The organism is Pseudomonas sp., assembly GCF_030150285.1.
Lineage (GTDB): Bacteria > Pseudomonadota > Gammaproteobacteria > Pseudomonadales > Pseudomonadaceae > Aquipseudomonas.
The window spans coordinates 31,925-56,642 of sequence record NZ_JASLGE010000033.1 but is presented as its reverse complement, the minus strand read 5'-3'; the positions used below and the strand labels follow the sequence as shown (position 1 = coordinate 56,642).

Below are 24,718 nucleotides of genomic sequence, written 5' to 3'. Positions count from 1 at the left end.
ATGAAACGATCGGCCAGCGTCGACTTGCCATGGTCAATGTGGGCGATGATGGAGAAATTGCGGATATGACTCAAATCACTCACGGGTCAACACTCAAAAAAAGTCGCAGGCAGACTGCCCGCCGAAAAATAGCCGGGAATTGTACCTGATGATCTCGCCAAGCGTCACGTTCACAGGCCCATCGCCCCCTACAAAAAAGCCCCTATCACAGGATAGAGGCTTTGAACCGACTCAAAAGAACTGCATCAACCGGCCCGGCGCAACAATATGAAACCGGCCAGCGCGCAAATTGTTGCAGGTAACAACACCGCAAACAGCGGCGAGAACCCGAACACGAGACTCAGGGGGCCCAACAAATCCTGAGCAATACGGAACGAAAAGCCCACCAACACGCCGGTAAACACGCGCTGCCCCAAGGTTACAGAGCGCAACGGACCGAAGATGAACGAGATGGCCATAACCACCAGCGCAGCGGTCACCAGTGGTTGTAACACTTTGACCCAAAACGCCAGCCAGTAACGGCCATTGTTCAAGCCTTGATCTTTCAGGTAATGGATATAACCCCACAAGCCACTGATCGACAGCGATTCGGGTGCCATGACCACGGTGCTGAGCAGTTGCGGGCTCAGTGCCACGTCCCAGCGCTCTTCGGGCGTCTTGATGACTTCCGTGCTGCGATCGTGGAAAACCGTCGTACTCACATCGCTCAGCAACCAGCTATCTTGATCAAACTGCGCTTTCTTGGCGAAGCTCGACGACAACAAATGGCGCTCTTTATCAAACCGGTAACGGGTCACGCCATAAAGCACACCCCCCGGCTGGACGGCGTTGATATGGATAAATTCATCACCCTGACGGTGCCACATGCCATGCCCGGAGCTTTGCGAATCGCCCCCACCCTGAGCCAGCGCACGGTTGGCCTGGGCGACATTTTCAGTGGCCGGCACCACGTACTCACCCATGAGTACACCGGCGAGCATCAGCACCAGCATGGGTTTCATCACGGCCCAGACAATACGCCCCAAAGACACGCCTGCCGCACGCATGATGGTCAGCTCACTGTTGCTGGCGAGCCCACCCAAACCAATCAAACAGCCAATCAGCGCCGCCATCGGTAACATTTCATACACACGCCGCGGTGCCGTCAGCGCTACAAAACTGAATACATCCAGGATGGAATAACTGCTGCTGATACTGCGCATTTCGTCGACCAGCGCAAACAGCGAAGCCAGGCCCAAAATAATGCCCAGAACCGCCAGAATCGCCAGCAGTACACTTTTACCAATGTAGCGATCGAGCTTAACCACGGGCCATCTCCTGCTCACTGCGACGACGCGCCAGCTTCAGGCGTATCGGCTCCCAGTACATCAACCCCAGACCAATGCTCAAAAACAGGGCATGCACCCACCACAAGCCCACCACCGCTGGAACCTTGCCGCTTTCAAGCAGGCCTCGCCCCCACGTCAGCATCGCGACGTAGCTCATATAAAGGAGGATGGCGGGTAACAGCTTGAGGAAGCGCCCCTGGCGCGGGTTGACTCGAGACATGGGCACAGCGATCAATGTCACAATGAACACCAGCAACGGGAAGGAAAGACGCCACTGCAACTCGGCAACCGAACGCAAGGCCGGATCGCCTATCAGGGTCATGGTCGGGATCGCATCACGATCGGTCACTTCATCGCTGATTTCAGGCTTGGGCAACAGCACGCCGTAGGTGTCGTACTGAATGGCGCGATAATCGGCCAACCCCGGATTGCCATCGTAGCGATAACCATTGTCCAGAATCAGCCAACGGCTGCCGTCCGGGCGAACCTCCTGACGCCCTTTCTCTGCCACCAGCAAGGTAATGCCACGGTCCTTTTCATTCGGCCCGAGATTTTTTTGGGAAATAAACACACCCGACAGATTTGTGCGGTCATCGCTCAATTCTTCGGTGTAGGTGACTCGCAACCCATTGCTCAACGACTGAAAACGCCCCGACTCCAAGGTATCGAACTCGGTCAGTGCGTCCTGCTTGTTCAGCAGCAGTTGAAACTGGGTGGCCCCTTGTGGCGCGAGGCTCAGGCTCAGCCAGGCAACAATCAGCGCCACAATGGTGGCAGGCAGCATGGTCATGCCCAGCAGGCGTTGCTGGCTCATGCCGGTGGCCGACAACACCGTCATTTCACTTTCGAGGTACATACGCCCATAGGACAGTAAAATGCCCAGAAACAGCCCCAGCGGCAGAATCTGCTGCATGAAGCCCGGCAAACGGAAGCCCATGATCAGGAACAGAGAGCCCGGATCCATTGCGCCGGCGGCAGCTTGGGCCAGGAATTTAATGAAACGACCGCTCATGATGATGACCAGCAGCACAGCGCTGACAGCGCTCAATGTAAGCAGGACTTCGCGGGATAGGTAACGGAAGACGATCAAACCAGACACTCCAGGGGTCGTCAGGCTAAGGCGGCCAAACAAACGGCATAACGAGTCGACACAAACTCATGGAGATGAGCCTAGTCGTTCAAAAAAGATGGCGCATTATCCTGTGAATGACCGCGCCTGTCACTGCGCATGCTTGCTGCGCGCCTCAAAGCATCACGCCAACGGCACAGGAGGGTTGTCAGGCCCGACCGCCGGGGTTCAAACTGCCAGCCTTGACGCTCGCCCTCCCCTTCAAGCGAAGCGCCTCCTCTTTCACGCAAACAAACCGCGCGTTTGTGCGCACGTTGACCATTTGATTCAGGGACCCGGACATGGAACTGGTTGTAAAAAGCGTTAGCCCAGAAACGTTGAAAACGGCCACCCTGGTGGTTGCCATCGGCGAAGGCCGCAAGCTCGATCACACCGCCAAAGCCTTGGACGAACTGACCGGCGGTGCCATTAGCGCCCTGATCAAGCGCGGTGATATCACGGGTAAAACCGGTCAAACCCTGCTGTTGCATAACCTGCCAAACCTGAAAGCCGAGCGCGTGCTGTTGCTGGGCACCGGCAAGGACGACGAACTGGGTGATCGCCCGTTCCGCAAAATCATTAGTGCAGCCTTGAATGTTTTGAAAGGCCTGGGCGGCAGCGATGCCGTTTTCGCGTTGGACGACGTCGTGGTAAAGGGCCGTGACAGCTACGGCAAGACGCGCCTGCTGGCAGAAACCCTGGCTGATGGCGAATACACCTTCGACCGTTTCAAAAGCCAGAAAGCAGAACCCCGCGCCCTGAAAAAAATCACCCTGCTGACCATCAAGGCCGCCATGGCTGAAGTACAGCGGGCGGTGACTCATGCGCAGGCAATTGCAGCAGGCATGTCATTCACCCGCGACCTGGGCAACTTGCCACCCAACATTTGCCACCCGACCTTCCTCGCCGAACAGGCCAAGGACCTGGGCAAGGAACACAAAGGCCTGAAAGTCGAGATCCTTGACGAGAAGAAGATCAAGGAACTGGGCATGGGCGCGTTCTATGCCGTGGGCCAGGGCAGCGACCAGCCGCCACGCTTGATCGTGATGAACTACGCGGGCGGCAAGAAATCCGAGAAACCGTTTGTTCTGGTCGGCAAAGGCATCACCTTCGACACGGGTGGTATCAGCCTGAAACCGGGTGCCGGCATGGATGAAATGAAGTACGACATGGGCGGTGCTGCCAGCGTTTTCGGTACCCTGCGTGCCGTACTGGAGCTGAAACTGCCGATCAACCTGGTGTGCATCCTGGCCTGCGCCGAGAACATGCCGAGTGGCGGCGCTGCCCGCCCGGGCGACATCGTCACCACCATGAGCGGTCAAACGGTCGAGATCCTCAACACCGATGCCGAAGGCCGCCTGGTGCTGTGCGACGCACTGACCTACGCCGAACGCTTCAAGCCGCAAGCCGTCATCGACATCGCCACCCTGACCGGTGCCTGCATGGTTGCACTGGGTGCCCACACCTCGGGCCTGATGGGCAACAACGACGAACTGATCGGCCAGCTACTGGACGCCGGCAAGCAAGCCGACGACCGCGCCTGGCAGTTGCCACTGTTTGATGAGTACCAGGAGCAACTGGACAGCCCGTTTGCTGACATGGCCAACATCGGCGGCCCTAAAGCCGGCGCAATCACCGCTGGCTGCTTCCTCGCACGCTTTGCCAAGGCCTACCACTGGGCTCACCTGGACATCGCCGGCACCGCATGGGTCAGCGGCGGCAAGGACAAGGGGGCCAGCGGTCGCCCAGTGCCTCTGCTGACGCAATACCTGCTGGATCGCGCCAACGCTTGACGCTGACCATCGATGGCAGCGCCGCACTTGAAAGGCGGCGCTGCCCGATTCAGGAATCGCAATGAACCCAGAATTAAACACAGAGCTGACCAAGGTCGACTTTTATATCCTGCCCAGCGCAGACCCGTCGGCACGGCTGGACTTCGCCTGCAAACTCACCGATAAGGCCTGGCGCCTTGGGCACCGCGTATACCTGCAGTGCAGCGATGGCGCTCAACGTCAGGCGCTGGATGAGCGGCTGTGGCGTTTCAAGGGCGAAAGCTTCGTACCCCATAGCCACAGTGAAGATGAACCCGACGGTGTGATCGTCATGGGCCTCACTGCCGCCCCGGCCAGCCATCGCGACTTACTGATAAACCTGGACCTCAAGGTCCCCGCATGTTTCAACCGTTTCGCTCGCATCGCCGAAGTGGTGGTCGAAGACCCTGCCATTCGGCAGGCCGCACGGGAGAGTTTTCGTTTCTACCGCGAACAGGGCTATCCTCTGCAGGATCACAAGCTACAACGACTCTGAGCCCACGATGGACACTTCCAATTCGCCGCAAAAAGCCGCACACCTGCTTGATGATCTTGAATCCATTCGCAAGTTGCTCGACGACGAAGATCTGCAGCCGCCCCTGCTGACTGAAATGGTGGGCGACGAAGGCACTCAGATTCCGTTGTTGTCCGATGTGGTCGCCCCCGCCGTGGAAGCACCACCCCCCGAGCCCGCTGCCGACCCTGTCGCGAAAAGCCCGGATGCGCTGCTGGTTCACCTGGACAAGGAACTGCGTACGGCCGCCCAGGCCATCATGCAAGACGTGATCAACGACTTCGCGCCGCACATCGAAACCGAAATCAAACGCCGCCTTGATGCCCACATGGAGCGCCTGCTGGCGCAGCGGTAGAAAGAGCAGCAGCACGCTTGAAGCCTCAAGCGACCAATGGGGCTGCGAGCCCCGCAGCTCTTGCTTTTCCTTGAAGCTTGCCGCTAGAAACTTGCGGCTACCGAAGGCTATACTTGCCGGCTTTCCTGAATTAATGCCAATAGGGTCCCGCCGCGCATGGATAAGACCTACCAGCCGCACGCCATTGAAACTTCCTGGTACAACACTTGGGAAGAACAGAACTATTTCGCCCCGCAAGGCGCGGGTGAACCGTACACCATCATGATCCCGCCGCCGAACGTCACCGGCAGCCTGCACATGGGGCACGGTTTCAACAACGCGATCATGGACGCCCTGATCCGTTTCCGCCGCATGCAGGGCCGTAACACCCTGTGGCAGCCGGGTACCGACCACGCCGGTATCGCGACCCAAATGCTGGTAGAGCGCCAAATCGAAGCCCAAGGCCTGAACCGCCACGACCTGGGTCGTGAAAAGTTCATGGACAAAATCTGGGAATGGAAAGAGCAGTCCGGTGGCAACATCAGCCGCCAGATCCGTCGCCTGGGCTCGTCCGTAGACTGGAGCCGCGAGCGCTTCACCATGGACGACGGCTTGTCCGAGGCGGTCAAGGAAGCATTTGTGCGCCTGCACGAAGACGGCCTGATCTATCGCGGCAAACGTCTGGTCAACTGGGACACCAAGCTGCACACCGCCATTTCCGACCTTGAAGTGGAAAACCACGACGAGAAAGGCTTCCTGTGGAACCTGCGCTACCCGTTGGCTGACGGTGCCAAAACCGCTGAGGGCCTGGATTACCTGGTCGTGGCCACCACGCGCCCGGAAACCGCACTCGGTGATGCCGCCGTTGCGGTCAACCCGCACGACGAGCGCTACAAGGCCCTGATCGGCAAGTTCGTCGAACTGCCCTTGGTTGGTCGTCGCATCCCGATCATTGCGGACGACTACTGCGACCCCGAGTTCGGCACCGGCTGTGTGAAAATCACCCCGGCCCACGACTTCAACGACTACGAAGTCGGCAAGCGTCATAACCTGCCGCTCATCAATATCTTCGACAAGAACGCCAGCGTTCTGGCGACGGCCCAGGTCTTCAACCTCGACGGCACGCTCAACGAGCAGGTCGACGGTACCCTGCCAGCCAAGTACGCCGGCCTGGACCGTTTTGAAGCGCGCAAACAGATCGTTGCCGACTTTGACGAAGCAGGCCTGTTGGTCAGCGTCGACGACCACGCCCTGAAAGTACCGAAAGGCGACCGTTCGGGCACGATCATCGAGCCCTGGTTGACCGACCAATGGTATGTGTCGACCAAGCCTTTGGCCGAACCTGCCATTGCCGCCGTTGAAGACGGGCGCATTGCGTTCGTGCCCAAGCAGTACGAGAACATGTACTTCTCATGGATGCGTGACATCCAGGACTGGTGCATCAGCCGTCAACTGTGGTGGGGCCACCGCATTCCGGCCTGGTACGACGAGTCGGGCAAAGTTTATGTCGGCCGCGATGAAGCCGAAGTACGGGCCAAGAACAACCTGGGCCCGGACGTTGCGCTGCAACAGGACAACGACGTACTCGACACCTGGTTCAGTTCGGGCCTGTGGACCTTCTCGACCCTCGGCTGGCCGGAAAAAACCGACGCGCTGAAAACCTTCCACTCCACCGACGTACTGGTCACCGGCTTCGACATCATTTTCTTCTGGGTTGCCCGGATGATCATGCTCACCATGCACCTGGTGAAAAACGAAGACGGCACTCCGCAAGTCCCGTTCAAGACCGTGTATGTCCACGGGCTGGTACGTGACGGCCAGGGCCAGAAGATGTCCAAGTCCAAGGGCAACGTCCTCGACCCGCTGGACATCATCGACGGTATCGAGCTCGAAGACCTGGTGGCCAAACGCACCACCGGCCTGATGCAGCCAAAACTGCTGAAGAAAATCGAAAAACAGACCCGTGACGAGTTCGCAGAGGGCATCGCCAGCTACGGTACCGACGCCCTGCGCTTCACCTTCTGCTCGCTGGCGTCTACCGGTCGCGACATCAAGTTCGACATGGGCCGCGTTGAAGGCTACCGCAACTTCTGCAACAAGATCTGGAACGCCGCGCGCTACGTGCTGGACAAGGGCGAAGACTGCGGCCAGAACGGCGAAGCCTTTGAGCTGTCGCTGGCCGACCGCTGGATCATTTCGCAATTGCAGCGCACGGAAGCCGAAGTGACCCGTCACCTCGACCAGTTCCGCTTCGACCTGGCCGCACAAGCCCTGTACGAGTTCATCTGGAACCAGTACTGCGACTGGTACCTGGAGCTGTCCAAGCCGGTACTGTGGGACGAAAACGCCCCGGTTGAACGTCAACGTGGCACGCGTCGCACGCTGGTTCGCGTACTGGAAGTCGCCTTGCGTCTGGCGCACCCGTTCATGCCGTTCATCACCGAAGAAATCTGGCAGCGCATCGCGCCGCTGGCCGGCGTTGAAGGCAAGACCATCATGCTGCAACCGTGGCCGGTGGCGAACGAAGCGCGCATCGACCAAGCGGCCGAAGATGATATCGAATGGCTCAAGGGCCTGATGCTCGGCACGCGCAACATCCGTGGCGAAATGAACATCGGCCCGGGCAAGCCTTTGCAGCTGTATCTGAAAAACGTCAGCAGCGAAGACCAACGCCGCCTGACCGAAAACGATGCCTTGCTGAAAAAACTGGCTAAGCTCGAATCGATCACCGTGCTGCAAGACGGTGCCGAAGCCCCTCTGTCCGCGACCGCGTTGGTTGGCGAGATGGAAGTGCTGGTGCCCATGGCCGGCCTGATCGACAAAGATGCAGAGTTGGCGCGTCTGGACAAGGAAATCCAGCGTTTGCACGGCGAAGTGGCCCGCGTAGGCGGAAAACTGTCGAACGCCGCGTTCGTTGACAAGGCTCCGGCCGAAGTCATCGACAAGGAACGCGCCAAACTGGCCGAGGCCGAACAGGCACTGAGCAAGTTGGCAGACCAGCACGCGCGGATCTCCAGCCTGTAATTACGCTGCGCACCTGATCGCGGGCAAGCCCTGATGCCCTGCTGTTCTCTTAAGCGAAAGTTGACCCTGCAGGTCACACGACTCTTAAGGCAACAGCAGGCATTTCAGGGCTTGCCCGCGATTGCTTTTGTGGAATGAATTGAACATGACAACCCCACGCACTTCCAAAGCCACACGCCACAAGCCCAAGGCCGCCAGCGACGCCAAACCGGCCGAGCCGCGGGTTAAGCCGAGCCTGCACCCGCGCAACCGCCACCAGGGCCGTTACGACTTCCCGCAATTGATTTCGGTGTGCCCGGAGCTGGGCCAATTCGTAATCCTCAACCCGTATGGCAAAGAGAGCATCGACTTCGCCAACCCGGATGCCGTGCGCGTGTTCAACCGCGCCCTGCTCAAGGCCTTCTACGGTATCGCTCACTGGGATATCCCGGCCGACTACCTGTGCCCTCCCGTACCGGGCCGCGCCGACTATGTGCACTTTTTGGCCGACCTGCTGGCCAACATGAACGACGGCGTCATCCCGCGCGGCCCGGGCGTGCGCGTGATGGACATTGGCATGGGTGCCAACTGCGTCTACCCGCTGATCGGTCATAGCGAATACCGCTGGCAATTCCTGGGCACCGAAGTCGACCCGACCGCCGTGAAGGCAGCCAAAGCGATTGTGCAGTCCAACGGCTTGAACAAAGCTATCAGCTTGCGCCTGCAGCCCAATGCCCAGAAGATCCTGTTGGACATCCTGGACAGCAGCGAACGTTTTGACCTGACGATGTGCAACCCGCCGTTCCATGCCTCCCTGGAGGAAGCCACCCGCGGCAGCGAACGTAAATGGCGCGCGCTGGGCAAGGCCGACCCGAAACGCAAATTGCCGGTACTCAACTTTGGCGGGCAGGCGGCAGAACTGTGGTGCGAAGGCGGAGAGCAGCGCTTTGTGACCCAACTGATCCGCGAAAGCGTTCACGTGGCGCGTCAAGTGCTGTGGTTCAGTGTGCTGGTGTCCAAGGCCTCCAACCTGCCTGCGATCCAGACGGCGTTGAAAAAAGCCGGAGCCCGCGAGAGCCAGGTGGTGGACATGTCCCAAGGTAACAAGCAAAGCCGCTTTGTGGCCTGGACCTTCCATGACAAGGACCAGCAGCAGATGTGGCGCGAGAAAAACTGGAAGTAAGCGACACATAGCCCTGCCGTAGGCGCGAGCTTGCTCGCTCCTGCGGCATTAGGGTTTTCCAGGGTTTTCGCCCATAAAAAAGCCGTGCCCGGAGTGATCCGGGCACGGCTTTTTATACAACCGTCTTACTTGTTAACAGCGTCAGTCAGGCCTTTGGCCACAACGAGCTTGATAACTTTCTTGGCAGCGATTTCGATAGCAGCGCCAGTCGAAGGGTTACGGCCAGTACGGGCAGGACGCTCGGTCACTTTCAGTTTGCCAATACCTGGCAGAGTGATTTCGCCGCCATTTTCCAGTTGATCAGCAACGATCTGAGCCAGTTGGTCCAAAGCGTTACGTGCGGTGGTTTTTGGCACGTCGATAGCTTCAGCGATATCGGCGATCAGCTGGTCTTTAGTAATAGCCATTGAGATGTTCCTTCCCTATCAAATTCATTTGGTTTGCACAGTGCAGTATCAGCTATCGAGCCAGAATTAGAGGTCTGGCACACCCGTTTACGTTCATGACGAGTCGCGAATGTAGAGTGTTAAAACGGGGTTTGGTTCGACCTGACAGCTGCTGCATGCACGCTATACGCCGTTTATAAGCGCAAGACGGGGCAAAACTAGCACAGAGACGGCTAAATATCCGCTTCTACCTAGCCATTTGGTCAGCTTTATCACCTTAAAACCGTAAAAAACTACCGATGCAGGGCCCCAAGGGCCTTGAACCCCGTATGAAAGCCGCCCAAACGCTCAGGTGCGTTACACTTAACGCTTTTTCGGGGGGCTCGCTCTGCCCCCTCATTACTCGCCGAGAAGCCCATGCCGATCCGTCATTGCATCGTTCATTTGATTGAAAAAAAACCCGACGGTACGCCCGCTGTTCTCCACGCCCGCGACACTGAACTGGCCGAGTCGCAAGCCATCGAGAACATGCTTGCGGACCTCAACGAAAGCTATAACGCCAAGCAAGGCAAAGCGTGGGGGTTTTTCCATGCTGAATCCGGCGCACACCCACTCAGCGGCTGGCTGAAGGAATACCTGGACGGCGGTACCGATTTCACGGCTTTCAGCCGGGTCGCCGTTGAACACCTGCAAAAACTGATGGAAGAATCCAATCTGTCAGTAGGTGGCCACGTGCTATTTGCTCATTACCAACAAGGCATGACTGACTACTTGGCCATCGCCCTGCTGCACCACAGTGAAGGCGTAGCCGTGAACGCCGAGCTGGATGTAACACCCTCGCGCCATCTGGATCTCGGCCAGTTGCACCTGGCGGCACGGATCAACATGTCCGAGTGGAAAAACAACAAACAGTCCAAGCAGTACATATCGTTTATCAAAGGCAAGAACGGTAAAAAGGTCTCGGACTACTTCCGCGACTTTATCGGCTGCCAGGAAGGCGTCGATGGCCCGGGCGAAACCCGCACCCTGCTTAAAGCCTTCAGCGATTTCGTAGAAAGCGAAGACTTGCCGGAAGAGTCGGCCCGCGAAAAAACCAAGACGCTGGTGGATTACGCCAGCAGCCAGGCCAAAATCGGTGAGCCCATGGGCCTGGAAGAGCTGTCCGAATTGATCGACGAAGAGCGCCCTAAAGCGTTCTACGACCATATCCGCAACAAGGACTACGGCCTGTCCCCGGAGATCCCGGCCGACAAACGCACCCTCAACCAGTTCCGCCGCTTCACCGGGCGCGCTGAAGGCCTCTCTATCAGCTTTGAAGCGCACCTGCTGGGCTCCAAGGTGGAGTTCGACGAAGAGGCCGGCACGCTGGTGATCAAGGGCTTGCCGACCCAGTTGCTCGACCAGCTCAAGCGCAACAAATAATGCTGAACGGTATCTTCAAGAAAGTTCTGTTCATTCTGATCGTGGTGGTGATGTTTCAGAACTGGGGCAAGATCGAGCGGCTGTTCAACCCTTCGGGGGTTGTGTCCGAGCAAACCCGAGCCAGCGCCCGGGTGGTGCTTTACTCCACCGCGTGGTGCGGCTACTGCAAGGCCACGCGGCGCTTTCTGGACGAGAAAGGCATTCCGTACAGAGAGTTTGATATTGATAAGGACGCCACAGCCCGCATCGCCTACGAGGCCTTGGGCGGCCGCGGAATTCCGATACTGGACGTGAACGGCACGCTGATTCGCGACTTCAAACCCGACGCCATATTAGCCGCACTGAAATAACCTGTCGCCGGGTCACGTAGCCGCCTGGCTTTGCACCAAACACTCTTTGGCGCTTTTCTTGAGTTTTTTGATCAATCGCTCCTGGCGCAAGGCTTCGCCTTTGTTCGGCCAAGACTCGACATAGACCAAGGCCACTGCCGGGCTGGAGGCAAAAAAACGTGCCCCCTTGCCCGTTTGGTGCTGGTTAAAGCGCCGCCCAGGGTCATCGCTGATGCCGCAGTACAAAGCCCCATTGGCTGCCCGCACCAGATAAACAAACCAGGGTTTTGAACTCACCGCCCACGACTGCCTTGAAAGGCCTTGAGGCCTTTTTGCGCCTGCGCCCGAATGGCGTTCTGCACCAGCGGCGTCCAACCCAGCAACAGCCCTTTGGTACCCAGCGCCTGACGCGACCAGCGCCACAGATCAAACTGGTCGTGGTGCTCACAGATTTTGCCATCACGAAATACAAAGCGGGCCGTAATGTCGTTGATAACCGTGTTCCCGGTGGCACCAAACACATAGGTCGCAACCCAGTGCGCACTGCCGTGCCGTTCATCTGCCTGCACCTGATCGAAGGTGAGGCTGAAGTCTTGGGCCCGGGAGGTCAGCATGCGCCACATATCGCCAGCATCACGGCCTCTCAGTTGGCCAAACACAGGGTCGCTGAACAGCACATCGTCGGTATAACAGGCAGCCATTTCTTCAGCATCAAGCCGCTGAAAGGCCTGGTAAAAACGGGTAATCAAGGCGTGATGGGCTTGGCTCATGGCAGGCTCCGTGCAGGTCATAATGTGTGCACAATAATCTGCAATACGCGCAAACACTACGGCTTCAAATTTTCTCGCAGCGCACGTTGACATAACGGGCGCGCCCCGCACCCAGCCCGGCGATGATGGCTGCGAGGCCGACCACCGCAAAAATCCAGCCCACCGCGCTCCAGCCTCCGGTCATTTCATGCACCACGCCGACCGCCAGAGGCCCCAGCGAAGCCACGGTGTAGCCAATCCCTTGCGCCATGCCTGACAGATTCGACGCCACATGAGCGTCCCGCGAGCGCAACACAATCATGGTCAACGCCAAACTGAAAGAACCGCCCTGCCCTAGCCCCAGCACAATCGCCCACCCCCACAACCCTTCGATGGGCGCATACAGGCAGCCAAACAGGCCCGCCAGCGTCATGCTCATGACGACCACAATCGCCAGCCGCTGATCCTTGCCTCGTGTCGCGAGCCAGGGTGCCGTCAAGGCCGTAATCAACTGCACAATGACCGAGCCCGACATCACCAGGCCCGCTTGGGTGGGCGTCAGGCCGCGGCCGATCAAAATCGACGGCAACCAGCCAAATACGATATAGGACAATGACGACTGCAACCCCATGTACAGCGTGACTTGCCAGGCCAAAGGATCGCGCAACAGGCCACGCACACGGTACGCCACGCTGTGCACGCTCTGGCGTTTACGCACTTGCGGTAGCCAGAAAATCATGGCGATAACCGCCGGGAGCGCCCAAAACCCAAGGCCCAACGCCCAACGATTATCAAAGTAATCACTGAGTGGCACCGTGGCTCCGGCCGCCAGCGCCGCGCCAAGGCACAAGGCCATTGTGTAGACGCCTGTAATGGTGCCGGCATGCCCGGCAAAATCACGTTTGATAATGCCTGGTACCAACACACCGATTACACCGATGCTGGCCCCAGCCAGAATACTGCCGGCAAACAGTCCGACCTCACCCAGATAACTGCGCAACACGATGCCGCCGCCCAGCGTCAGCAAAATGCCCAACACCACGCGCTCCGTGCCGAAACGGCGCGCCAGGATCGGTGCCAGCGGCGCAAACACCCCCAGGCACAACACCGGCAACGTCGTCAGCAAACCGGCCTGCGCCGCCGACAGCCCCAGGCTATCCGACACGGTATTGAGTACTGGGGCCATGCTCGACAACGCGGGGCGTAAATTCAACGCCACCAACACCAGCCCCAGCAACAGCAACCAGGGACGGACCACGGCAGGGGCTGACGGCAGGGGCGCGTCATCCACCTCAGCGTCGATCAACAGTTCTTCCAGATCATCGAGATGGCGAACGGGCGACGTGTTGCCAGGCTCAGGCGGGTTGGAGGTCATGGCTTGCTCCGGGGTCAAGGTTCATTGATCAACGTCCGGCAAAGCGCCATGGCCCGTTGCGGATCTCGATGTTCGACCGCGTCGAGGATCTCGATATGCAGATCAAACACCGACTGGCGACGCGGCTCTATGGCCAATGTCTGACGTAACTGGTTGGACACAATGCTGGAGGTGTAGCGATACAACTCGCTCAACGCGGGGTTGTGCGCGGCATCAATGAGTCGCTGATGAAAAAGCAGATCACAACAAATATACGTGTCGAGTTCGCCATGGTAATGCTGACCGCTTTCCTCCAGAGCCTGATGCAACAACCGCAGATCCTCATCCGTACGGCGCAAAGCCGCCAGACCGATGGCTTCCACTTCGAGGATTTGTCGCGTCTCGCGAATCTGCGCCAACGAACAGGACGATAGCGCCCGCAGGGTATCCATCGGGTCGACGCGCCCACGCAAATAGCTGCCATCGCCCTGACGAATCTCGATCAACCCGGCAAACGCCAACACACGCATGGCTTCACGCACGGTATTTCGGCTGATGCCCAACTCGGCCGCCAGTTCAGGTTCGGTGGGCAAACGCTGCCCGACTTCCCAAGCACCGTTATTGATACGCGCGCGCAATTGCTCCAGGGCCTGATCGACCAGAGAGCGTTTGATCAATGGATATGAGTCTGTCATTGGAATCGCCACTTTCATCCAATCATTGGATGAATTTACCTACATGTTAATCAGACCTGCAACAAGAGGCAATCAACTAGAGGTTAAAGGGTCTGCACATTCAGACAATTTACCATTGAACCAACAACCCTTTAAGGGTAATTTAAATAGGATCGAGGCCACTTCTTATGGAAAAGAAAACACCTCATTACGACCTCGGGTGCTTTCAGGCCGACGTACGCCGGCTCGGCGCAGTGGCGTTTACCAAAAGTGCGCTGGATGGCGGCCGAAGCATGGGGCTCAAACTTGAGCAGATGCAGCGAGTGGTGGCGTCTCTGGAGCGCCGGGCGTTGTACAAGTCGATGACTACCCATGCCGACCACACCGTGTGGCAAGACGTCTATCACACACACGCCTACGGTTTGGTTATTTACATCAAGGTGACCTACCGACCCACTGGAGGGCCGCCCGTGATTGCTTTCAAGGAAAAACAGCTATGAGCCGACACGATTGCTACACCTGCGGTGCCTCCAGCGCCATGCAAGCGTTCAAGGAACGCCCCTTCACCGTGAGCTTCAAACAACTGACCCGCACCGTGCACAGCCTGGCCGGCCACGCGTGTGATGAGTGCGCAGAAATCGAGTTTGATGCGCCCAGTGCAGAGCGTTATGCCAAAGCCGGAGATGAGCTGATCGAAGATGCCAAGCAGGTCATGGCACACGAAATGAAGCGCATTCGCCGCAAACTGCACTTCACGCAAAAAAGCGCGGTGCAGTTGCTATCGGGGGGCGGCCACAATGCGTTCAGCCGCTATGAGCGGGCGGAGGTGGAGCCACCAAAACCCCTCTTTGTACTGATGCGCCTGCTGGACCGTCACCCGGAGTTGGTGGCAGAACTCCAATCGATCAATGAATGCGCAGACATCAATGCGTTACTGGAAAAACTTCAGCGCCAGCGCGAGGAATGAACATCACCCGCAGCAACCGCCAGCCAACATTCGACTTCTCCCGATGGTTTAAAGATCAAATGATCGCGAGCAGGCTCGCTACCGGATGGGGTGCCCATGCAAAAAATGGCTCAGGTACATCGCATGATCGTTAAAAACGAAGCGTTCACGTGAGCGGCTGAAATCCTTGTCTGACGTCATCGTCAGGCTTTTTGCTATCCCACCCTGGGCGGTTGCCTGTTAGTGTGACCGCCGAAGATGGGCGCATTAATGTTACTGGCACCTATAGACGACATCTTCTTCAATATTTTACCGAACGTGCACCGTTGCCGCGCACCCAAGCCGCACGCACGCCCAACGATGGAGCAGCCATGACCACACCGCTTATTCTTGAACCCCAAAAACCCGCAGACGCTTGTGTCATCTGGTTGCATGGCCTGGGGGCCGACCGTTATGACTTCATGCCCGTCGCTGAAATGCTGCAAGAAACGTTGCTCACTACCCGCTTTGTACTGCCGCAGGCACCTACGCGCGCCGTGACGATCAACGGCGGTTATGCCATGCCCAGTTGGTACGACATCAAAGCCATGAGCCCGGCGCGATCGATTAGCCTGGAAGAACTGGAGCAGTCCGCTGACACCGTGATTGAACTCATCGAAAACGCGCGCAGCAGCGGGATAGATGCCAGCCGGATCTTTCTGGCCGGCTTTTCCCAGGGCGGTGCCGTAGTGCTGCACACTGCTTATATCAAATGGCAAGGCCCGCTGGGCGGCGTAATGGCGCTGTCCACCTACGCCCCCACCTTCGACAATGACTTGCAATTGTCCGCCAGCCAACAGCGCACGCCCGCTCTGTGCCTGCATGGCCAATACGACGATGTGGTACAGAACGCAATGGGCCGTTCGGCCTATGAGCACTTGAAGCGCCTCGATGTCGCCGTGACATGGAAGGAGTACCCAATGGCGCACCAAGTCGCGCCAGAAGAAATACAAGACATTGGTGCCTGGCTGAAAGCCCGCCTGGGCTAACAGCGAAACATCCTGTCTTTACTACGCCGGGCACTCGACTTGCATTACACTGCCCGGCGTACACTCCTTAACCAACTAATGAGATGACCGTGCTCAAAGCACTCAAAAAAATATTCGGTAAAAGCGAGGCTGAGCCGCTCGCGCCCGCCTCTTCGGCACCTTCCAGCACTGCGCACGTGCCGACGCCTCACGACACCACTGCGGCTCAGACCTCGGTGATTACGCCCGACGTTCAGCCCGCTCCTGCGCACGTCACCGCGCGCAGCGAAAAACCCAAGGCGGCCAAGCCTCGCCGCGACACCGCGCCCAAGCCGCCCGTCATTCCCTGGAAACTCGAAGACTTCGTGGTTGAGCCTGAAGAAGGCAAAGTCCGCTTTCACGACTTCAAACTCGCCCCTGAGCTGATGCACGCCATCCAGGACCTGGGGTTTCCGTATTGCACGCCGATCCAGGCAGGCGTATTGGGCTACACCCTCAATGGGCGTGACGCCATTGGCCGTGCCCAGACCGGTACAGGTAAAACGGCTGCGTTCCTGGTGTCGATCATCAGCCAACTGACCCAAACCCCGCCGCCCAAAGAGCGTTATATGGGCGAGCCGCGTGCACTGATCATCGCGCCTACCCGCGAACTGGTGGTGCAAATCGCCAAGGACGCCGCTGACCTGACCAAATACACCGACCTCAACGTCATGACGTTTGTAGGCGGCATGGACTTCGACAAGCAACTCAAGCAACTCGAAGCTCGCCATTGCGACATTCTGGTGGCCACGCCGGGTCGCCTGCTGGACTTCAACCAGCGCGGCGAAGTGCACCTGGATATGGTCGAAGTGATGGTGCTCGACGAAGCCGATCGCATGCTGGACATGGGCTTTATTCCGCAGGTACGCCAGATCATCCGCCAGACTCCGCCGAAAGCCGAGCGCCAGACGCTGCTGTTCTCCGCGACATTTACCGAAGACGTGATGAACCTGGCCAAGCAATGGACCACCGACCCGGCCATTGTCGAGATCGAAGCACAGAACGTCGCCAGCGAACGCGTGGAGCAGCACGTGTATGCGGTGGCCGGTGCCGACAAGTACAAGCTATTGTTCAACCTGGTGAACGACAACGGCTGGGAACGCGTCATCGTGTTCGCCAACCGCAAAGACGAAGTACGCAGAATTGAAGAGCGCCTGGTGCGCGACGGCATCAACGCGGCGCAACTGTCGGGCGATGTCCCGCAGCACAAACGCATCAAGACCCTGGAAGGCTTCCGCGAGGGGAAAATCCGTGTGCTGGTGGCCACCGACGTAGCGGGCCGCGGGATCCATATCGACGGCATCAGCCACGTGATCAACTTCACCTTGCCCGAAGTGCCGGACGACTACGTACACCGCATTGGCCGTACCGGCCGCGCAGGTGCCAACGGAGTGTCGATCAGCTTTGCCGGTGAAGACGACTCCTACCAGTTGCCGTCCATCGAAGCACTGCTGGGCCGCAAAATCAGCTGCGAAACACCTCCGACAGAACTGCTGCGCCCCGTAGTACGCGCCGTGCGCAAGCCACTCGAACCCAGCGTCTGAGTCTCACTCGCCTGTAAATCGGCTTCTTGGGCAGGTTTACAGGGGCGATTATTGCTCCCAGCGCTGCGCAGCGGCGTCATCGCTGGTGCGGCTTTCGACCCAGCGTGGGCCATTAGCGGTCTGTTCCTTTTTCCAGAACGGCGCACGGGTCTTCAGGTAGTCCATGACAAACGCGCAGGCCTCAAACGCTGCCTGTCGATGGGCGCTAGCCACCCCGACATACACAATCGGTTCGCCCGGTTCCAGCGCACCTACCCGGTGCACTATTTCAAGATGAAGCAACGGCCAACGGTCCTGCGCCTCAGCCGCTATTTTACCCAAGGCTTTTTCCGTCATGCCGGGGTAATGCTCCAGAAACAGGCCCGCCACCTCATGGCCGTCATTGAAGTCGCGCACGTAGCCCACAAAATTCACCACCGCCCCCACACCCGTGTTCGCGGCGTGTAACGCATTGGTCTCGGCCCCCGGATCGAACGTTGCGGCCTGCACCCGAATCGCCATGGTCAGCCTCCCGTTACTGGGGGGAAAAACGCCACTTCATCGCCCTCGCACAGCCGTTCGTCAGGTTTGCACAGGTCCTGATTACGCGCGCACATCAGGTTGGCTTCTGCCAGTACCTGCCAAGCACCGCCCCGTTGTACCAGGTGCGAGCGCACGTGTTCGATGCTGGCAAAATCGCCGTCCAGCGCCTCGTCCTCGCACCCCAGAACTTCGCGATAACGGGCAAAAAAAACCACATTGAGCTTCATGACACTGACGCCTGGAAGTGCCCGCTCTTACCGCCGAGTTTTTCAAGCACGCGCACACTTTCGATGGTCATACCGCGATCGACCGCCTTGCACATGTCGTAAATCGTCAGGGCCGCGACGCTGGCCGCAGTCAGGGCCTCCATCTCGACCCCGGTCTGCCCGGCCAGTTTGCAACGCGCCACAATCAAAACGGCGTCGCTGCCTTGAGCGCTGAGTTCCACCTTGACGCTGGTGAGCATCAAGGGATGGCACAAAGGAATCAGGTCTGAGGTTTTTTTCGCGGCCTGGATGCCAGCGATGCGGGCCACGGCGAACACATCGCCCTTGGGGTGGCCCCCACTGACGATCATGTCCAGGGTTTCGGGGCGCATGCGCACCACGGCTTGTGCCGTTGCCTCACGGGATGTCACCGCTTTATCGGTGACATCCACCATGTTGGCACGGCCTTGAGAATCTAAATGAGTCAGCACAGGGTTACTCCAGACAGGAACAGGAAGTGTAAACCCCGTACCCCATGAAGGCCATCGACCCCGCGAATAGCGCCCATCAGAACAGCGAATTGGCCGTCCGCCAGTATTCACCGTACAACAGTGAAAACATTGGAGGACATACGTAATGCCACTATTTCTTGCTGTTGTCATGAGCCTGTTCGCAGGTTTTGCAGTGCCCTTGCAAGCCGCCAGCAACGCCCGGCTTGGGGCGGTGCTGGGCCATCCCTTTTGGGCCACTGTGTTTTCCTTGCTGATCAGCGGCCTGGCCATTGCACTGGTGATGCTGATCGTCAAAGTGCCACGCCCCGGTTTGGGTGCCCTGATGAGCGGCCCGTGGTGGATCTGGCTGGGTGGCCTGGCCGGGGTGTTCTACATCACCGTGGCGCTGATGACAGTACCGCGCCTGGGCGCATTGAATTTCATCCTGGCGGTCGTGGTGGGCCAATTGATCATCTCACTGGCCATTGATTACTTCGGCTTGCTCGGCTTGCCCAAACACACGCCAAGCCTGCAAAAACTGCTAGGGGTCGGCGTGGTACTGGCGGGGTTTGTGATCGCATCGCGGGGCTGATTGACGCCCGTGCTCGTGATCTCAACCCTACCCAAGATCGCGATCAGGCTCGTTCCTGCATCTTTTTAACTGACCTGCTTAATCAGTTCGCGCAACCAGCGATGGGCCGGGTCCTGCTCAAAGCGGTTATGCCAGACCTGCACATAGTTAAACGGCGCGACCGTAAGCGGCGGTGCCGAGGTCACCAGCGTGTCGCCCAGCACTACGTTGTCCAGTGTGCGGGTAGCCACCGTGAGAATAAGGTCGGTGCCCGCGATCATCCCCGGCGCAGCACTCCAGTGCGGGACATTGACCGCCACCCGGCGCTGTAACCCCCGGGCACGCAGGACAGTGTCAACTTCGCCCAAGGTACTGCCCTCCACCGACACCAACAGGTGCGGGCGAGCCAGGTAAGTGTCCAGATCCAACGTGCCACCTTCGGGCAATGACAGGCGATTGAGCAGGCAGGTAAAGGTTTCTTCAAACAGCACCTCACTGCAGAGGTCTGCTGGCAATGGCGCAAACACGCCCAACGCCAGGTCGATTTTGCCCTGTTCTATTTGCTCAAGCATGCCCAACCGGCTGTCCTGCACCACCACCAGCGACGTGTCCGGTGCCTGGGCCCGCATGTGCACCAACAGCTTGGGCAATACGATAGCGGCCCCATAATCGGACATCGCCACGCGAAACGTGCGCCCAGAGGTGGCCGGCACAAAGTCGATAGACCGACCGAGCAACGACTCGATCTGCCCCAGAATGTCCTTGAGCGGTGCCTGGAGGTTCTGTGCCAGCGCGCTGAGCACCACCTCGTTGCCCTGGCGAATCAACAGCGGATCGTCCAGCAACCCCCGGAGTTTATTCAGCGAATGGCTGATGGCCGGCTGGCTCAAATGCAGACGAATACCGGCGCGGGTCACGTGCTTCTCCGTCAGCAGCGCATCAAGCACCACCAACAGATTTAAATCGATATTACGCAGTAACACCCCGACCTCCTGTTATCCCCCGCAGATCATTGTGTCGTCTGCATCGAAAAAACAGCATGCACCTGCAAAGCCTCACTGTGGAACAAAAATAAGACCGGGACGCAGACCAAAGACTTCAACGCCATCCAGGGTCGACAGGCCGAGCGTCACCGGCATGGACTTGGCTTTGAGCTGCCGTGGGCGGGGGTGCCTGTTTATCAGCCATCATTGAGCGCAAATTCCCACCTTTCGAGCGTCATGTCTAAGGTCAAATCCACAGGGCCTGCAAAAGATTACGAAATTACCCAAACGAAACCGGGCGGCTCAAGGCCGCCCGGGTCAGGGTTGCAGAACAGGTCAGAGGTGCGATTCGGCGTATTCGGCCAGAATCGAGCGCGGTACGCCTTGCAGGGCGATGTGCACACCGTTGGGAAAGTCCTTGAAACGCTCCGTCAGGTAGGTCAGCCCCGAACTGGTGGCCGACAGGTAAGGCGTATCGATTTGCGCCAGGTTACCCAGGCAGACCACTTTAGAACCTGCCCCTGCACGGGTGATGATGGTTTTCATCTGGTGCGGCGTGAGGTTCTGGCACTCGTCGATCAGGATCAGGCTTTGCTGGAAGCTGCGGCCGCGAATGTAGTTCAGGGATTTGAACTGCAAAGGCACCTTGCTCAGGATGTAATCGACGCTGCCGTGGGTGTTCTCGTCATCCATGTGCAAGGCTTCGAGGTTGTCAGTGATAGCACCGAGCCAAGGCTCCATTTTTTCGGCTTCGGTCCCCGGTAAAAAGCCGATTTCCTGGTCCAGGCCCTGCACGCTGCGAGTACAGATAATGCGCCGGTAGCGCTTGCTGACCATGGTTTGTTCAATGGCCGCCGCCAGCGCCAGGATCGTTTTGCCCGAACCGGCCGCCCCTGACAGGTTCACCAGGTGAATGTCCGGGTCGAGCAAGGCGAACAGCGCCAGCCCCTGGTAAATATCCCGCGGTTTAAGCCCCCAGGCTTCTTGGTGCAGCAGAGGTTCCTGGTGCATGTCGAGGATCAGCAAATGATCCTTGCGCACTTCTTTGATCCACCCCACAAAGCCTTGCTCATCGAGAATGAATTCGTTGATATGCACTGCGGGCAGGTGCTCGTTCATGTGCACCTGATGCCAGGTGCGTCCATGCCCCTGGCGAGTCTCGACCTTGCTGACTCGGTCCCAGAACGAGCCCGTCATCATGTGGTAGCCGCGTGACAACATCGACACGTCATCCACCAACTGGTCGGTGCTGTAGTCCTCGGATTCGATCCCGCACGCTCGGGCCTTGAGGCGCATGTTGATGTCTTTGGTGACCAGCACCACATGCAACTGCGGCTCACGGGCATGCAAGTCAATCAACTGATTGATGATGATGTTGTCGTTGAGGGTTTCGGGCAGCAGCGCATTCGGCTCCCGACGCTTGTTCATCAGGATGGACAAAAAGCCTTTGGGGCCGCTTTTGCCGCGCTGAATTGGCACACCCCGTTCAACGTCTTGCGGGGAGGCCGCTCCCAGGGTCTGGTCAATAAGGCGAATCGCCTGACGGCATTCGGCGGCTACCAGCAGCTTGCCGGTTTTGAGTTTGTCGAGTTCTTCAAGCACCGTCATCGGAATGGCGACGTGGTGTTCCTCGAAGTTGAGCAATGCGTTTGGATCGTGAATCAAAACATTGGTATCGAGTACATAAAGGATTGGCTGGTTGGAGGAGTGCGTGCGTGCGTGATCATCCATACTCGGTCACCTTTGTGGGAGCCATTAGACGCAATACCACGACAGTGCTGCGCCTCGAAGTGACTGTCGAATTCATCTGTTTTCGTGTCAGATAAAGCCCTGCCCGATGGGTCCTTGAAGACGCCACCTGAGGTGCAGGTTTCGGCGGTCTGTCTTCGTAATACTCCTAAACGTGTGACAAAAAAAAGTTTTTTTAATGTTTCAGACCTATATTTTTCAAACAGACGAATGCCCTTGGCATCGGGCCAAACGCCGACTAGGCTAAGTAATCTACTCGTCAGCGTTTTCTACTCACAGCTAGAGAAATTGTGCTCAGGATGCCCGAAGGCAGCCTTTAAAGCCCCTTCCCAAATTCACTACACGCCTCCCAGCCCAACCCGCTTTGCGCCGTATTTTTGAGCAGCCACGGCAACGCCGTGTGCACCTTGTCCAAGGTGTCGTTAAACACAATCACCCCATGGCGCCACAGCAGCATCAACGTTAGCACCCGGTGCGCGGACTGTTCGGCGGTCAGGCCCGACGTCATGTCCTGTGAATCCATTGTCCACAACGCAACATTCAAGCCCTCAGCCTTGAAAAATTCGGCGCTGTCGCCCCGCCGTTGCCCGTAGGGCGGGCGAAACAGGGGCACATAACTGCCAGGTAAAACCTGACGCACCAAGCCAACACTGCGCACTATCGAGTCTTGCCACGCCTGCCAATGACTGTGCGAGCGGTACTCCCAGCCCTGCACGCCCACACACTGGTCCTTGTACAACGCCTTGAGCGCGGGCCCATCCGTTTTGTCGAGCCGTGCCTGCAGACGGTTGCCCAGCACAAAAAACGTCGCACTCATGGACTGTTTGCGCAGGTAATCCGTGAGCCAGTCGGTGGTGCCCGGTAACAGGGTCGGGCCGCTGTTAAAGGTCAGCATAAACAGCCTGTCGTGCAGTTGATCGCCGTTCAGTTCATGGTCACCGAGCAGTTCAATTTCATTGCGCGCGGAGGGAGACAACGCCGCCAGGCGCAGTTGCTCATCCAAGTAGCGACGATGAAACGTGGCACTGGGTTCAGCCCAGGCCGCATAAAACGAATCCGGGCCAACTTCAAACGTGCCGGCCAGCTCGCGCAGGCTGTCCAGGCCGTCGACGTAATAACAGAACGACGCATCCTGATCGCAGCTTTGCCCGGCACGGCTGTAATTGACCAACAGCCGTTGCCACATACTCTTGCGGACGCGATCAATCGCCTCGACGTTGATGACGTTGAGCCCCAAGCGCGCTTTAAGCGCACGTTCATCCAGCGCTTCACTGACCCGCAAGGCATGAGCAAAGGTGAGGATCTCGGCGCGTGAGGCCACATCGAACAACGCCGGGCTGGTCAATGCCTCGGGCCAGGTACTGCGGTCCAACGTCACCGGCGCGTTGGGGGCCGCCACGGCCCCCAGGCATACCAGCCAGGCCGACAAGAAAAGAACAACTCGCACAGGTCATCTCCCCACTCAATACTGGCCAGTACTATAACCTCACCGTTGCCACCATCGGCACGCGCGCACCGCCCCACCGATGGGCTATTGCGCTGATAGGTGGAGTCAAATCGCCCAAGCCCCTAGAATCCTTCCCACGCTTACAGGAGACGACCTCATGCTGATGGTGATTTCACCCGCCAAGACACTCGATTACGAAACCCCGCCTGCCACTGCGCGTTTCACTCAACCGCAGTACCTGGACCATTCTCAAGCGTTGATCGAGTGCCTGCGTGAGCTGAGCCCGCAACAAATTGGCGAATTGATGCACCTGTCCGACAAGCTTTCGGGGCTCAATGCCGCGCGCTTTGGCAGTTGGATCCCCACTTTTACCCCCGAGAACGCCAAACAGGCGCTGCTGGCCTTCAAGGGCGATGTGTACACCGGCCTGAATGCCGTCGATTTCAGTGAAGACGACTTTGATTACGCGCAAAACCATCTGCGCATGCTCTCCGGGCTGTATGGCTTGCTGCGCCCGCTCGACCTGATGATGCCGTACCGCTTGGAAATGGGCACCAAGCTGGCCAACGCTCGCGGTAAAGACTTGTACGCGTTCTGGGGTACGCGCATCAGCGAGTGGCTTAACCAAGCGCTGGCCGAGCAAGGTGATGATGTGCTGTTAAACCTGGCCTCCAACGAGTACTTTTCAGCCGTCAAGAAAACCGCCTTGAATGCGCGCATCATCAACACCGAATTCAAGGACCTGAAAAACGGCCAGCATAAAATCATCAGTTTTTACGCCAAGAAAGCACGCGGCATGATGAGCCGTTTTGTGATCAAGGAACGCATCAACACCCCAGAACACCTCAAGCAGTTCGACGCGCAGGGTTATCGCTACAGTGCCGAACAATCCAAGCCTGATCTGCTGGTTTTCCTGCGCGACCACGCCCCCGAGTAAATAGTCACCGAGGGTGCACGCCCGTGCGTCCTCGGCAAAGGCCCTTGTGCCGTGCCCTTCTTCTTACGCTACGCGATGCAA

27 protein-coding genes are annotated in these 24,718 nt (G+C 58.2%); 13 read left to right on the top strand and 14 right to left on the bottom strand.

Features of this window, described 5'->3' with window-relative positions; translation table 11 throughout:
- The 3 genes from Q1W15_RS07785 to lptF form a co-directional block, all read right to left on the bottom strand.
- A partial coding sequence (locus Q1W15_RS07785) for a GTP-binding protein (protein ID WP_300725864.1) occupies nucleotides 1-83 on the bottom strand: 83 nt, incomplete at its 3' end.
- Nucleotides 84-245: 162 nt separating this feature from the next.
- Nucleotides 246-1,307 (bottom strand): LPS export ABC transporter permease LptG, encoded by a 1,062-nt coding sequence (lptG, locus tag Q1W15_RS07780; protein WP_300725854.1) that lies wholly within the window; start codon nucleotides 1,305-1,307, stop codon nucleotides 246-248.
- Nucleotides 1,300-2,418, bottom strand: a complete 1,119-nt coding sequence (gene lptF / locus Q1W15_RS07775) for an LPS export ABC transporter permease LptF (protein ID WP_300725851.1) — start codon at nucleotides 2,416-2,418, stop codon at nucleotides 1,300-1,302. The genes lptG and lptF overlap by 8 nt, the downstream gene beginning before the upstream one ends.
- A 320-nt stretch (nucleotides 2,419-2,738) precedes the next feature.
- Between lptF and Q1W15_RS07770 the strand changes: the two genes are divergently transcribed.
- From Q1W15_RS07770 to rlmF, 5 genes are all read left to right on the top strand, one after another.
- The gene (locus Q1W15_RS07770) at nucleotides 2,739-4,229 is read left to right on the top strand and encodes a leucyl aminopeptidase (RefSeq protein WP_300725848.1); all 1,491 of its coding nucleotides are present in this window, start codon (nucleotides 2,739-2,741) and stop codon (nucleotides 4,227-4,229) included.
- Nucleotides 4,230-4,314: 85 nt separating this feature from the next.
- Nucleotides 4,315-4,743 carry a DNA polymerase III subunit chi gene (locus Q1W15_RS07765; protein ID WP_300725861.1) on the top strand — a complete coding sequence of 143 codons (429 nt, stop codon included), beginning with the start codon at nucleotides 4,315-4,317 and terminating at the stop codon, nucleotides 4,741-4,743.
- Nucleotides 4,744-4,750: 7 nt separating this feature from the next.
- Nucleotides 4,751-5,116, top strand: a complete 366-nt coding sequence (locus Q1W15_RS07760; RefSeq protein WP_300725844.1) for a DNA polymerase III subunit chi — start codon at nucleotides 4,751-4,753, stop codon at nucleotides 5,114-5,116.
- A 156-nt stretch (nucleotides 5,117-5,272) separates the two neighbouring features.
- Entirely contained in the window at nucleotides 5,273-8,119 is a 2,847-nt protein-coding gene (locus Q1W15_RS07755) for a valine--tRNA ligase (RefSeq protein WP_300725842.1), read from the top strand.
- 145 nt (nucleotides 8,120-8,264) lie between these two features.
- A complete protein-coding gene (rlmF, locus tag Q1W15_RS07750; protein WP_300725840.1) occupies nucleotides 8,265-9,281 on the top strand; it encodes a 23S rRNA (adenine(1618)-N(6))-methyltransferase RlmF in 1,017 nt (338 codons plus the stop codon).
- A gap of 125 nt (nucleotides 9,282-9,406) precedes the next feature.
- On the opposite strand, the gene Q1W15_RS07745 is transcribed toward rlmF, so the two are convergent.
- Complete coding sequence (locus tag Q1W15_RS07745) at nucleotides 9,407-9,688, bottom strand: HU family DNA-binding protein (protein ID WP_300725838.1); 282 nt, start codon at nucleotides 9,686-9,688, stop codon at nucleotides 9,407-9,409.
- Between the two features lie 396 nt (nucleotides 9,689-10,084).
- Here Q1W15_RS07745 and yejK point away from each other — a divergent pair, with 396 nt between their 5' ends.
- Entirely contained in the window at nucleotides 10,085-11,089 is a 1,005-nt protein-coding gene (yejK, locus tag Q1W15_RS07740) for a nucleoid-associated protein YejK (RefSeq protein WP_300725836.1), read from the top strand.
- Nucleotides 11,089-11,439, top strand: a complete 351-nt coding sequence (locus Q1W15_RS07735; protein WP_300725824.1) for a glutaredoxin family protein — start codon at nucleotides 11,089-11,091, stop codon at nucleotides 11,437-11,439. The genes yejK and Q1W15_RS07735 overlap by 1 nt, the downstream gene beginning before the upstream one ends.
- Nucleotides 11,440-11,451: 12 nt before the next feature.
- On the opposite strand, the gene Q1W15_RS07730 is transcribed toward Q1W15_RS07735, so the two are convergent.
- From Q1W15_RS07730 to Q1W15_RS07715, 4 genes are all read right to left on the bottom strand, one after another.
- A complete protein-coding gene (locus Q1W15_RS07730) occupies nucleotides 11,452-11,715 on the bottom strand; it encodes a GIY-YIG nuclease family protein (protein WP_300725822.1) in 264 nt (87 codons plus the stop codon).
- Entirely contained in the window at nucleotides 11,712-12,188 is a 477-nt protein-coding gene (locus Q1W15_RS07725; RefSeq protein ID WP_300725820.1) for a nuclear transport factor 2 family protein, read from the bottom strand. The genes Q1W15_RS07730 and Q1W15_RS07725 overlap by 4 nt, the downstream gene beginning before the upstream one ends.
- Nucleotides 12,189-12,252: 64 nt before the next feature.
- Nucleotides 12,253-13,542: a CynX/NimT family MFS transporter gene (locus tag Q1W15_RS07720; RefSeq protein WP_300725818.1), complete on the bottom strand. Its 1,290-nt coding sequence runs from the start codon at nucleotides 13,540-13,542 to the stop codon at nucleotides 12,253-12,255.
- A gap of 14 nt (nucleotides 13,543-13,556) precedes the next feature.
- Nucleotides 13,557-14,216: a FadR/GntR family transcriptional regulator gene (locus tag Q1W15_RS07715; RefSeq protein ID WP_300725816.1), complete on the bottom strand. Its 660-nt coding sequence runs from the start codon at nucleotides 14,214-14,216 to the stop codon at nucleotides 13,557-13,559.
- A 167-nt stretch (nucleotides 14,217-14,383) separates the two neighbouring features.
- Between Q1W15_RS07715 and Q1W15_RS07710 the strand changes: the two genes are divergently transcribed.
- The 4 genes from Q1W15_RS07710 (at nucleotide 14,384) to rhlB (ending at nucleotide 17,731) form a co-directional block, all read left to right on the top strand.
- A complete protein-coding gene (locus tag Q1W15_RS07710; protein ID WP_300725814.1) occupies nucleotides 14,384-14,695 on the top strand; it encodes a type II toxin-antitoxin system MqsR family toxin in 312 nt (103 codons plus the stop codon).
- Nucleotides 14,692-15,162: a type II TA system antitoxin MqsA family protein gene (locus Q1W15_RS07705; protein WP_300725812.1), complete on the top strand. Its 471-nt coding sequence runs from the start codon at nucleotides 14,692-14,694 to the stop codon at nucleotides 15,160-15,162. Before Q1W15_RS07710 ends, Q1W15_RS07705 begins: the two co-directional genes overlap by 4 nt.
- Before the next feature lie 350 nt (nucleotides 15,163-15,512).
- Nucleotides 15,513-16,169, top strand: a complete 657-nt coding sequence (locus Q1W15_RS07700) for an alpha/beta hydrolase (RefSeq protein WP_300725809.1) — start codon at nucleotides 15,513-15,515, stop codon at nucleotides 16,167-16,169.
- 83 nt (nucleotides 16,170-16,252) lie between these two features.
- Nucleotides 16,253-17,731, top strand: coding sequence for an ATP-dependent RNA helicase RhlB (gene rhlB / locus Q1W15_RS07695; protein ID WP_300725807.1), 1,479 nt, complete (start codon nucleotides 16,253-16,255; stop codon nucleotides 17,729-17,731).
- Between the two features lie 48 nt (nucleotides 17,732-17,779).
- Here rhlB and moaE read toward each other — a convergent pair whose 3' ends face one another.
- Genes moaE through moaC form a run of 3 tightly spaced genes read right to left on the bottom strand, consistent with a single transcriptional unit; the run spans nucleotide 17,780 to nucleotide 18,950 of the window.
- Complete coding sequence (moaE, locus tag Q1W15_RS07690) at nucleotides 17,780-18,232, bottom strand: molybdopterin synthase catalytic subunit MoaE (protein WP_300725805.1); 453 nt, start codon at nucleotides 18,230-18,232, stop codon at nucleotides 17,780-17,782.
- 2 nt (nucleotides 18,233-18,234) lie between these two features.
- Nucleotides 18,235-18,480 (bottom strand): MoaD/ThiS family protein, encoded by a 246-nt coding sequence (locus Q1W15_RS07685; RefSeq protein WP_300725802.1) that lies wholly within the window; start codon nucleotides 18,478-18,480, stop codon nucleotides 18,235-18,237.
- A complete protein-coding gene (gene moaC, locus Q1W15_RS07680; protein ID WP_300725800.1) occupies nucleotides 18,477-18,950 on the bottom strand; it encodes a cyclic pyranopterin monophosphate synthase MoaC in 474 nt (157 codons plus the stop codon). The genes Q1W15_RS07685 and moaC overlap by 4 nt, the downstream gene beginning before the upstream one ends.
- A gap of 145 nt (nucleotides 18,951-19,095) precedes the next feature.
- Between moaC and Q1W15_RS07675 the strand changes: the two genes are divergently transcribed.
- On the top strand, nucleotides 19,096-19,542 hold the full coding sequence (locus Q1W15_RS07675) for a DMT family transporter (protein WP_300725799.1): 447 nt from the start codon (nucleotides 19,096-19,098) through the stop codon (nucleotides 19,540-19,542).
- A gap of 65 nt (nucleotides 19,543-19,607) precedes the next feature.
- Here Q1W15_RS07675 and Q1W15_RS07670 read toward each other — a convergent pair whose 3' ends face one another.
- From Q1W15_RS07670 to Q1W15_RS07660, 3 genes are all read right to left on the bottom strand, one after another.
- Nucleotides 19,608-20,504 carry a LysR family transcriptional regulator gene (locus tag Q1W15_RS07670; protein WP_300725798.1) on the bottom strand — a complete coding sequence of 299 codons (897 nt, stop codon included), beginning with the start codon at nucleotides 20,502-20,504 and terminating at the stop codon, nucleotides 19,608-19,610.
- 336 nt (nucleotides 20,505-20,840) lie between these two features.
- Complete coding sequence (locus Q1W15_RS07665) at nucleotides 20,841-22,235, bottom strand: PhoH family protein (RefSeq protein WP_300725797.1); 1,395 nt, start codon at nucleotides 22,233-22,235, stop codon at nucleotides 20,841-20,843.
- Nucleotides 22,236-22,569: 334 nt separating this feature from the next.
- On the bottom strand, nucleotides 22,570-23,700 hold the full coding sequence (locus tag Q1W15_RS07660; RefSeq protein WP_300725796.1) for a polysaccharide deacetylase family protein: 1,131 nt from the start codon (nucleotides 23,698-23,700) through the stop codon (nucleotides 22,570-22,572).
- A 157-nt stretch (nucleotides 23,701-23,857) separates the two neighbouring features.
- On the opposite strand from Q1W15_RS07660, the gene yaaA reads away from it, so the two are divergent.
- Nucleotides 23,858-24,637: a peroxide stress protein YaaA gene (yaaA, locus tag Q1W15_RS07655; protein ID WP_300725794.1), complete on the top strand. Its 780-nt coding sequence runs from the start codon at nucleotides 23,858-23,860 to the stop codon at nucleotides 24,635-24,637.
- Nucleotides 24,638-24,718 lie beyond the last annotated feature (81 nt).

Bases quoted from the DNA above. Each gene is read 5' to 3' on its own strand.
- Q1W15_RS07770 (WP_300725848.1), top strand. From the start codon at position 2,739: ATGGAACTGGTTGTAAAAAGCGTTAGCCCAGAAACGTTGAAAACGGCC.
- Q1W15_RS07760 (WP_300725844.1), top strand. From the start codon at position 4,751: ATGGACACTTCCAATTCGCCGCAAAAAGCCGCACACCTGCTTGATGAT.
- Q1W15_RS07755 (WP_300725842.1), top strand. From the start codon at position 5,273: ATGGATAAGACCTACCAGCCGCACGCCATTGAAACTTCCTGGTACAAC.
- rlmF (WP_300725840.1), top strand. From the start codon at position 8,265: ATGACAACCCCACGCACTTCCAAAGCCACACGCCACAAGCCCAAGGCC.
- Q1W15_RS07745 (WP_300725838.1), bottom strand. From the start codon at position 9,688: ATGGCTATTACTAAAGACCAGCTGATCGCCGATATCGCTGAAGCTATC.
- yejK (WP_300725836.1), top strand. From the start codon at position 10,085: ATGCCGATCCGTCATTGCATCGTTCATTTGATTGAAAAAAAACCCGAC.
- Q1W15_RS07735 (WP_300725824.1), top strand. From the start codon at position 11,089: ATGCTGAACGGTATCTTCAAGAAAGTTCTGTTCATTCTGATCGTGGTG.
- Q1W15_RS07725 (WP_300725820.1), bottom strand. From the start codon at position 12,188: ATGAGCCAAGCCCATCACGCCTTGATTACCCGTTTTTACCAGGCCTTT.
- Q1W15_RS07720 (WP_300725818.1), bottom strand. From the start codon at position 13,542: ATGACCTCCAACCCGCCTGAGCCTGGCAACACGTCGCCCGTTCGCCAT.
- Q1W15_RS07715 (WP_300725816.1), bottom strand. From the start codon at position 14,216: ATGACAGACTCATATCCATTGATCAAACGCTCTCTGGTCGATCAGGCC.
- Q1W15_RS07710 (WP_300725814.1), top strand. From the start codon at position 14,384: ATGGAAAAGAAAACACCTCATTACGACCTCGGGTGCTTTCAGGCCGAC.
- Q1W15_RS07705 (WP_300725812.1), top strand. From the start codon at position 14,692: ATGAGCCGACACGATTGCTACACCTGCGGTGCCTCCAGCGCCATGCAA.
- Q1W15_RS07700 (WP_300725809.1), top strand. From the start codon at position 15,513: ATGACCACACCGCTTATTCTTGAACCCCAAAAACCCGCAGACGCTTGT.
- rhlB (WP_300725807.1), top strand. From the start codon at position 16,253: ATGACCGTGCTCAAAGCACTCAAAAAAATATTCGGTAAAAGCGAGGCT.
- moaE (WP_300725805.1), bottom strand. From the start codon at position 18,232: ATGGCGATTCGGGTGCAGGCCGCAACGTTCGATCCGGGGGCCGAGACC.
- Q1W15_RS07685 (WP_300725802.1), bottom strand. From the start codon at position 18,480: ATGAAGCTCAATGTGGTTTTTTTTGCCCGTTATCGCGAAGTTCTGGGG.
- Q1W15_RS07675 (WP_300725799.1), top strand. From the start codon at position 19,096: ATGCCACTATTTCTTGCTGTTGTCATGAGCCTGTTCGCAGGTTTTGCA.
- Q1W15_RS07665 (WP_300725797.1), bottom strand. From the start codon at position 22,235: ATGGATGATCACGCACGCACGCACTCCTCCAACCAGCCAATCCTTTAT.
- yaaA (WP_300725794.1), top strand. From the start codon at position 23,858: ATGCTGATGGTGATTTCACCCGCCAAGACACTCGATTACGAAACCCCG.